At 65.9% G+C, this 1,388-nt stretch carries 1 protein-coding gene and 1 pseudogene; both read left to right on the forward strand.

All coding sequences use genetic code 11. The features are described 5' to 3' along the window. Positions 1 to 40 precede the first annotated feature (40 nt). A pseudogene (locus VXC91_RS47390) lies at positions 41 to 148 on the forward strand (recombinase family protein); the annotation flags it as partial. 11 nt (positions 149 to 159) lie between these two features. Then, a complete protein-coding gene (locus VXC91_RS45625) occupies positions 160 to 1,266 on the forward strand; it encodes a recombinase family protein (protein ID WP_329513218.1) in 1,107 nt (368 codons plus the stop codon). Positions 1,267 to 1,388: the final 122 nt, after the last annotated feature.

Raw genomic sequence — 1,388 nt, forward strand, 5'->3', positions numbered from 1 at the left:
ACCCCACCCCAATCCCGCCAAGGCCGCCGCCGGCCAGCGCATCCACAAACTCGAGCCCGACCCCGTCACCGCGCCCGTCGTGCAGCGGATCTTCACCCTCTACTTCGACGGCCTCAGCGACAAAGCCATCGCCGCCCAACTCACACGAGAAGGCATCCCCTGCCCCTCCGCCCACGACCCGGGCCCAACCCACACCGCACGAAGACCGCATGGCAGCAGGGCGCCGTACGAGCCATCCTCATCAACCCCCGCTACACCGGCTACGAGGTCTGGAACAAACAACGCAAGGAAGAACGCCTCCTCGACGTCAACGACGTCACCCTCGGCCACACCACCCGCATGACCCACAACCGCGCCGAGCAGTGGATCCACTCCAACGAACCCGCCCACGAAGCAATCATCAGCCCCAGCCGGTTCGCCACCGTCCAAACCCTCCGCAGACAACGCGCCCGCAACCACGGACGGCAAGAACGAGCCGGAAAACAAGGCGCACGCCCCTACGCCCTCCGCGGACGAATCCGATGCACCCTGTGCGGACGCAAGATGCAGCCCGCCACCATCCGCAACAGCGTCTGCTACCGCTGCGAATTCAAGGAACAGGAAGCCGCACTCCATCTCGGGCTCGACCACCCGCGCACCGTCAACCTGCGCGAAGACATCGTGTGCCAGGCCCTGGACCAGTGGATCGCCCGCGCCTTCACCCCCGACCGGCTCACCGCCACCATCGAAGCACTCACCCACGCCAGCGCCGCAGCAAACACCGCCGACCCCCACACCCGAGCGGACCCAAGCACGCCAGGCGATCAAGGACTGCGAACGCCGACTCGCCCGCGACCAAGCAGCCCTCAAAGCCGGAGCCGACCCCGCCGTCGTCACCCAATGGATCAACGAGGCGCAGAGAGACAAGGAAGCGGCACAGACAAAGCTCGACGCGCTCCCCGCCGTCACCCGGAAGAAGGAACCCCACTCGACGCCCAACAGATCCGCGAGATCACTGAGAGGCTTGAAGACATCGCACAACGCATCCGCACGGCCGACACCGAAAAGAAAGGCCCACTCTACGAAGCCCTCGGCATCACAATCAGTTACGAAAGCGCAACAAGGACCGCGACCGTAAGGTCGAGGCCCTCGTCACCGTATCGTCAGTGGTTGTGTCCGAGGGGCGAGTTGACCACTGTCGATACGCTCGCGGTGGCGCAAGGACGGCTCCGGCTGCATGACGGGTCCGTCGGCCTTCGAACCCATTGTGCAAGCGTGGCGGGCTGACGCATGAACTCCAACAGTTCCGCGAGGAGCTCCTCGGTGCACCGGGCAGAGGCCGTTGACCTTCCATACCAGGGCAGTTCGCCCGTCAGCTGGCGCCGCCACCCCAGCCGGGGTCCGAGCCA

This window comes from Streptomyces chiangmaiensis (genome assembly GCF_036281785.1).
Classification (GTDB): domain Bacteria; phylum Actinomycetota; class Actinomycetes; order Streptomycetales; family Streptomycetaceae; genus Streptomyces; species Streptomyces chiangmaiensis.